This window comes from Acinetobacter sp. yr461, assembly GCF_900110445.1.
Lineage (GTDB): Bacteria > Pseudomonadota > Gammaproteobacteria > Pseudomonadales > Moraxellaceae > Acinetobacter > Acinetobacter calcoaceticus.
In genome coordinates this window covers 45,147-51,146 of record NZ_FODU01000019.1, presented here as the reverse complement: position 1 = coordinate 51,146, position 6,000 = coordinate 45,147, and the positions used below count along the sequence as shown (strand labels likewise).

Annotated in this window: 9 protein-coding genes; 8 read left to right on the top strand and 1 reads right to left on the bottom strand. The window is 40.0% G+C overall.

Annotated elements, in window-relative coordinates:
- Nucleotides 1-219: 219 nt before the first annotated feature.
- The 6 genes from BMW38_RS17430 to BMW38_RS17405 all read left to right on the top strand — a co-directional run bounded on the left by BMW38_RS17430 (nucleotide 220) and on the right by BMW38_RS17405 (nucleotide 3,758).
- The gene (locus BMW38_RS17430; protein WP_026057109.1) at nucleotides 220-429 is read left to right on the top strand and encodes a hypothetical protein; all 210 of its coding nucleotides are present in this window, start codon (nucleotides 220-222) and stop codon (nucleotides 427-429) included.
- 90 nt (nucleotides 430-519) lie between these two features.
- The gene (locus BMW38_RS17425; protein ID WP_092710406.1) at nucleotides 520-1,338 is read left to right on the top strand and encodes an ABC transporter ATP-binding protein; all 819 of its coding nucleotides are present in this window, start codon (nucleotides 520-522) and stop codon (nucleotides 1,336-1,338) included.
- Entirely contained in the window at nucleotides 1,335-2,114 is a 780-nt protein-coding gene (gene mlaE / locus BMW38_RS17420) for a lipid asymmetry maintenance ABC transporter permease subunit MlaE (RefSeq protein ID WP_092710402.1), read from the top strand. Before BMW38_RS17425 ends, mlaE begins: the two co-directional genes overlap by 4 nt.
- The gene (locus tag BMW38_RS17415; RefSeq protein WP_092710397.1) at nucleotides 2,114-2,791 is read left to right on the top strand and encodes an outer membrane lipid asymmetry maintenance protein MlaD; all 678 of its coding nucleotides are present in this window, start codon (nucleotides 2,114-2,116) and stop codon (nucleotides 2,789-2,791) included. The genes mlaE and BMW38_RS17415 overlap by 1 nt, the downstream gene beginning before the upstream one ends.
- A 26-nt stretch (nucleotides 2,792-2,817) precedes the next feature.
- Entirely contained in the window at nucleotides 2,818-3,459 is a 642-nt protein-coding gene (locus tag BMW38_RS17410; RefSeq protein WP_005038459.1) for an MlaC/ttg2D family ABC transporter substrate-binding protein, read from the top strand.
- Nucleotides 3,460-3,470: 11 nt separating this feature from the next.
- Nucleotides 3,471-3,758 (top strand): STAS domain-containing protein, encoded by a 288-nt coding sequence (locus BMW38_RS17405; protein ID WP_092710392.1) that lies wholly within the window; start codon nucleotides 3,471-3,473, stop codon nucleotides 3,756-3,758.
- 72 nt (nucleotides 3,759-3,830) lie between these two features.
- On the opposite strand, the gene BMW38_RS17400 is transcribed toward BMW38_RS17405, so the two are convergent.
- The gene (locus tag BMW38_RS17400; protein ID WP_004639553.1) at nucleotides 3,831-4,844 is read right to left on the bottom strand and encodes a magnesium and cobalt transport protein CorA; all 1,014 of its coding nucleotides are present in this window, start codon (nucleotides 4,842-4,844) and stop codon (nucleotides 3,831-3,833) included.
- A 158-nt stretch (nucleotides 4,845-5,002) separates the two neighbouring features.
- Between BMW38_RS17400 and BMW38_RS17395 the strand changes: the two genes are divergently transcribed.
- Together BMW38_RS17395 and BMW38_RS17390 are read left to right on the top strand one after the other, a co-directional pair.
- Nucleotides 5,003-5,584, top strand: a complete 582-nt coding sequence (locus BMW38_RS17395) for an LOG family protein (protein ID WP_092710388.1) — start codon at nucleotides 5,003-5,005, stop codon at nucleotides 5,582-5,584.
- 13 nt (nucleotides 5,585-5,597) lie between these two features.
- The gene (locus BMW38_RS17390; protein ID WP_092710383.1) at nucleotides 5,598-5,996 is read left to right on the top strand and encodes an NUDIX hydrolase; all 399 of its coding nucleotides are present in this window, start codon (nucleotides 5,598-5,600) and stop codon (nucleotides 5,994-5,996) included.
- Nucleotides 5,997-6,000 lie beyond the last annotated feature (4 nt).

The window sequence follows — 6,000 nt, the reverse complement described above, 5'->3', positions numbered from 1 at the left end:
CGTCCAGCGTTCGGCGGTGGTGATGATCGTCCAAAACGTAGCTTTGGTGGTGAAGATCGTCCGCGTCGTAGCTTCGATGATAAACCACCGCGTCGTAAATTCGACCGCTAATCAATATTTAGTTTGAAAAAAAAGGCCAGTAAAGATACTGGCCTTTTTTATTTTTCAGTTTTGTTATAAACTAACAAAATGTGAATTGGTTCAATTTTTTATTCAATAATGCGTAAAAGTAAGCGAAAAGAAACAATAATGGCACAATTGAAGAACCTTTTGGTTCAGCATGGTTTGCCTTATCTCTTTATTGCACTCGTTTTGTGTAATGGTGTTTACTTCGCCTACGCTTTTACAAATGGAAGTTCTGTTGAGCAATTCCAAGCTTCTGAATTGACCTCTTTTTACGAACATACCTCTTCTATTTCTATAAAATAAGTTAGATTTGCTTTTGTCAAAATTACAACAAGTTTGCTAATTTTCAGTGTTATAGTATGCGTGCATAAAAGTGCAGGAACGATTGCCATTATGAATAATAAAACTCCTCTCTCGACTCAACCACTTATTGAAGTGAAAAACTTGAGTTTTAATCGAGGGGAACGCGTCATTTATGACAATATTAGTTTAAATATACGTCGAGGCCAGATTACGGCCATTATGGGACCTTCTGGTACAGGTAAAACAACTTTATTACGTCTGATTGGTGGACAGCTCGTTCCAGATCAGGGGGAAGTTTTACTCGACACAAAAGATATTGCCAAAATGTCTCGTCAGGAACTTTTTTCCGCCCGTGCACGTATGGGAATGTTATTTCAGAGTGGAGCTTTATTTACGGATATGTCCGTTTATGAAAATGTGGCGTTTCCAATTCGAGCGCATACTAAGCTTCCTGAAAATCTCATTGCTGAACTGGTTGCGTTAAAACTTGAATCAGTGGGTCTACGTGGTTCTGAACAATTAATGCCGACAGAACTTTCAGGTGGTATGAATCGTCGTGTAGCCTTGGCTCGCGCGATTGCACTTGATCCAGATTTAATCATGTACGATGAACCTTTTGCTGGTCAAGATCCGATTGTAAAAGGTGTTTTAACACGTTTAATCCGTTCGTTAAGAGAAGCTTTGGATTTAACAACAATTATTGTTTCGCATGATGTTGCAGAAACATTATCGATTGCTGACTACATCTATGTGGTAGCTGAAGGAAAAATTCAGGGAGAGGGTACACCTGAAGAGTTGCAAAAACATGCTTCTCCATTTGTACACCAATTCTTAACAGGTTCGGCAGAAGGACCAGTTGAATACCAGTTTAGTCCTCAAGCCTATTTAAATAACGAGGTTCGTCCATGAATGCGATTGCCTGGTTAGGTAGACTCGTTATTGAGCGGATTCGAGGCATTGGTGCTGCGGCACATATGCTCTTGCAGATTATTTTTTCATTTCCTACCAAGGGTGGTTTTGGTCGTTTTGGTTACCAAATGCACCGCGTAGGTGTGATGTCCTTACTTATTATTACCGTTTCTGGTTTGTTTATTGGTGCGGTTCTTGGCTTGCAGATGTATAGCATTTTGGTTACTTTCGGTGCTGAGTCGATGTTGGGTACAGCGATTTCGTTAACCCTACTCCGTGAGCTTGCTTCTGTAGTTGCTGCATTGCTATTTGCAGGACGGGCCGGTTCTGCATTGACTGCCGAAATTGGTTCAATGAAGCAAAGCGAACAGCTTGCCAGTATGGAAATGATCGGGGTTGACCCTTTAAAGCAAATCGTATCACCACGTCTTTGGGCAGGTATAGTCAGTTTGCCAATGTTAACTGTGATATTTGCTGCGATTGGTATTATTGGTGGCAAGATGGTCGGTGTTGACTTTTTGGGTGCTGATGAAGGCTCCTTCTGGAGTGGTATGCAAAATACAGTGCGTTTCTGGCATGACATTTTCAATGGCACGATTATTAAAAGTATTGTTTTTGCTTTGATTTGTACATGGGTCGCTGTTTATCAAGGTTATGCCTGTGATCCGACACCAGAAGGAATCGCAACTGCCATGACGAGAACAGTTGTATATTCTTCATTATGTGTTTTAGGTTTTGATTTCGTGTTGACTGCGGTCATGTTCGGAGGGATTTAATGAAATCACGTAGTAGTGAACTGGCCGTTGGTATCTTTGTTATTATCTTCGGTATTGCGTTGTTTTTTTTAGCGATGAAAGTCAGTGGTCTTGTCGGTACGAATTTAAGTGATAGTTATACCATGAAGGCTCAGTTTGATAACGTCAATGGTCTAAAGCCTCGTGCTAAAGTAACAATGAGTGGTGTTACAATTGGTCGTGTTGATTCAATTACGCTTGATCCGGTTACGCGGTTGGCTACCGTAACATTTGGTTTAGATGGAAAATTGACAAGTTTCAATCCTGAACAATTAAAAGAAGTTCAGAAAAATGCACTGGAAGAGTTACGTTATAGCTCAGATTATACGCAGGCTTCTCCAGCGCAACAAAAAACAATGGAACAGCAACTGACCAGTAACATGACCTCCATCACCAGTATTGATGAAGATGCTTATATAATGGTAGCAACGAATGGTTTGTTGGGTGAGAAATATTTGAAAGTTGTACCTGGTGGCGGTGTGAACTACCTGAAACGAGGTGACACGATTTCAAACACTCAAGGAACTATGGATTTAGAAGACTTAATTAGTAAATTTATTACTGGTGGCGGGGCTGGTAAAGTTGCTGCCAATTCAGGCTCAACAGAAGCTCCTGCAAGCACTGATAAAGATAGTGCACAAGCATCATTTGTTGAGTAAAAGATTATTTGAAGGAGTGGTTCCTGGTGAATACGTTGTTTAAACAAACCCTGACAGCAAGTCTTTTGTCTACCATGATTGCAGGTACAGCTTTTGCTGCGCCTTCAGAAGCACCACCTGATTTTATCAAGCGTGTTGCTGATGGTTTGATTGCTCGTTTAAAAGCTGATCATGCTAAATTGCAAGCAAACCCTGCTTTAGTGAAGGCTATCGTACGTCAGAATTTAGACCCGTATGTTGATTCACAAGCATTTACACGTATTGTAATGGGTACTTATGCGACTAATCAGTATAGTACAGCTGCACAACGTGCTCAGTTTGAAACAAACTTCCGTAATACGTTAATTGAAAATTACGGTAGTGCATTTGCTAAGTATACGAACCAAAGCTATACAATGCGTCCTTATAAAGCAACTGCGGGCAAAAACCCAGTAGTGACATTGGACTTTAATCACAATGGTGAAAAAATTCCTGTGTCTTTCCAGTTAGCTGATAAAGGTACTCAGTGGAAAATCCGTAATATCAATGTTTCTGGTATTGATTTAGGATTGCAGTTCCGTAACCAGTTTGCTGCAACTGTGAAGCGTAATGGTGGCGATTTAAATAAAGCAATTGCAACCTTCCAGCCGGATGCAGATGCTGCTGTTAATCAGAACAAGCAGAAATAAGTAGGTGAATAGTGGTTCAGTATCTCAACCAACAATTGGTTGTTTCGGGAAAAATTGATTTTCAAAATGCCGAACAACAGTATAAAGCTGGGTTAGATATCATTAAGAAGCAACAAAGCTTTCCTTTAGTGGTAGATTTAACAGAGCTTGAGCATGGTAGTACCTTGGCATTGGCTGTTTTAGTTCAATGGCTACGTATTACTCCGCAGAATACTGGTTTACATTTTAAAAATGTACCCGAAAAAATGCTGAAGATTATTCAAGCCTGCCATTTGCAGGAAGATCTACATCTGATTTGATCTGTAAAATATAAAAAAGCACCTAAATATAGGTGCTTTTTTATGCTTGGAATTAGCATTTTATTACAAAGCTTAGATCCATTTTTTCCAGCGGAAGTAAATAATAGGACCAATAAAGAAGCCCATAATAATGAGTAAAACAATAAAGAAACTAGTCGTACCATGTGCAAAAGGTAGTACATCTGTGTTCATACCATAGATACTGGCAATGAGCATAGGTGGAGCTAACATACTTGGTAAGATCGAGAATCGACGGATCGTGTCATTCTGCTCGGTATTAATGAATCCAGACGTTGTATCAAGCAAGAATCGTACTTTTTGGAATAAGAAAGCATCATGTTCTACAAGTGAGCGAACATCTTCACTGAGTTCTCGAATATCTGCATCGTAAATATGACTACCTAATGCGCGTGGACGTGATAAAAAAGTAAGTACACGTCGTAAATCAATTAAACAGAGCTGCGCTTTTCCTAGCATATCTTCTTGTTGAGCTAGGCGTGTAATCATGTCGTCAAGATCTAGAATTTGTTCACGCTGGTGATTATTTAGAACTTCGGTAGAGTATTTTTCTAAATCTTTGTGGATATCTTCCAAGATATCCGCAAGCTCATCAAGTTTTGCCTCAAGAAGGCCTAATAAAATCCATGTGGGATCTTTATAGTCCATGTCATAGTCATTTCGACGAGCGCGTGCACGGAAGGCACGAAAGGCAACTAATTTTTCTCCCCGCATCGTAAAGAGACGGTCTTTATGTAAGATAAATGCAACCGTTTGCACCATCGCTAAAATATGTGAAGAGTCTTCTGCATCACCATCAACTTGATAATTTTTATTTTTCGTTAAAAAATAGGTGCTGATATGCAAAATACCGTCATCATCACGGTAAAATCGTGCTGAGGATGAAATATCTTCAAGCGACTTTAGTGTAGGTAAGTTTTGATCATAGGCATCTAAGACCCATTGTTGCTCTTCTTGTGAGGGGGCAATAAGATCAAGCCAGACTAATTCGGGATGTAGATCAAATCCACCATTGATGGTGGCATCTTCCAGACTTCCGCGTTCTGTGGCATAAAAGGCTTCAAGCATGTGTCTTTTTTCCTCACGCAGTCTGATGGAAATGGATGGGTGTATTTTAGACAAGGATTTGCCGAAAAACACTTGCTAATACGCTATTTTGCAAAAAAAAACTTTATCGATAGTTTAGTTTGTCAGCATGACAGTTCAATAAAACGGTTTTTTACACTATGAATTCAATTTGTATTTTCTGTGGTTCATCTCTTGGTTCAAACCCAATTTTCCAAAAAGTTGCCCAAACTACAGGCGAGGCTATTGCAAAACAAGGTAAGACCTTGGTTTATGGTGGTGGTCGCTCAGGTTTGATGGGCGTTGTCGCTGATAGTGCCTTACGGGCAGGTGGACAAGTCATTGGAGTGATACCTCGTGCTTTGGTCGATCGTGAGTTAGCTCATCCGGGCTTAACCAAATTATATGTTGTCGAAAATATGCATGAGCGTAAGACCAAAATGGCAGATCTTTCCGATGGCTTTATTGCTTTACCAGGCGGTGCGGGTACATTGGAAGAAATCTTTGAACAATGGACGTGGGCGCAATTAGGTATTCATCAAAAGCCATGTGCTTTCTTAAATGTAGCTGGCTTTTATGAAGATTTACTTAAAATGATTCAAGGAACGGTAGATAATGGATTTAGCCAAGCACGGTTCGTTGATAAATTGATCGCATCAGACAAAATAGAAAATATTCTTCAACAATTTGAACAATATCAGGCTCCTGCTCCAAAATGGGCAAATGCTGATGTACAGCCATAAAGAGGTTAAATAGGTGAAAACAATTACGGTCGCTGCTGCAGTGATCTTGAACGAGCAAAATCAGTTATTGCTCGTAAGAAAGCGTAATACCCATGCTTTTATGCAAGTGGGTGGTAAGCTGGAACCTAATGAGGCGCCAGAGATCACCATGCAGCGAGAAATTTTAGAAGAAGTCGGAACTTCTTGTGTAATTGAGCAATTTCTTGGTCGTTTTGAAACAGCAGCGGCGAATGAACCTGATCATATTCTGGTCAGTCATTTATATCTGGTTCAACTCGATCAGGCTCCTAAAATTGCTGCCGAAATTGCAGAAATGAAATGGGTGGATTTAAATGATTCAGAAACTCACCTCGCACCATTAACCCGTGAAATTGTTATTCCTTGGTGTGAACAGCATTTATCTACAGTTTAATGAT

Coding starts and splice junctions, on each gene's coding strand:
- BMW38_RS17400 (WP_004639553.1), bottom strand. CDS start 4,844: ATGCTTGAAGCCTTTTATGCCACAGAACGCGGAAGTCTGGAAGATGCC.
- BMW38_RS17395 (WP_092710388.1), top strand. CDS start 5,003: ATGAATTCAATTTGTATTTTCTGTGGTTCATCTCTTGGTTCAAACCCA.
- BMW38_RS17430 (WP_026057109.1), top strand. CDS start 220: ATGCGTAAAAGTAAGCGAAAAGAAACAATAATGGCACAATTGAAGAAC.
- mlaE (WP_092710402.1), top strand. CDS start 1,335: ATGAATGCGATTGCCTGGTTAGGTAGACTCGTTATTGAGCGGATTCGA.
- BMW38_RS17425 (WP_092710406.1), top strand. CDS start 520: ATGAATAATAAAACTCCTCTCTCGACTCAACCACTTATTGAAGTGAAA.
- BMW38_RS17415 (WP_092710397.1), top strand. CDS start 2,114: ATGAAATCACGTAGTAGTGAACTGGCCGTTGGTATCTTTGTTATTATC.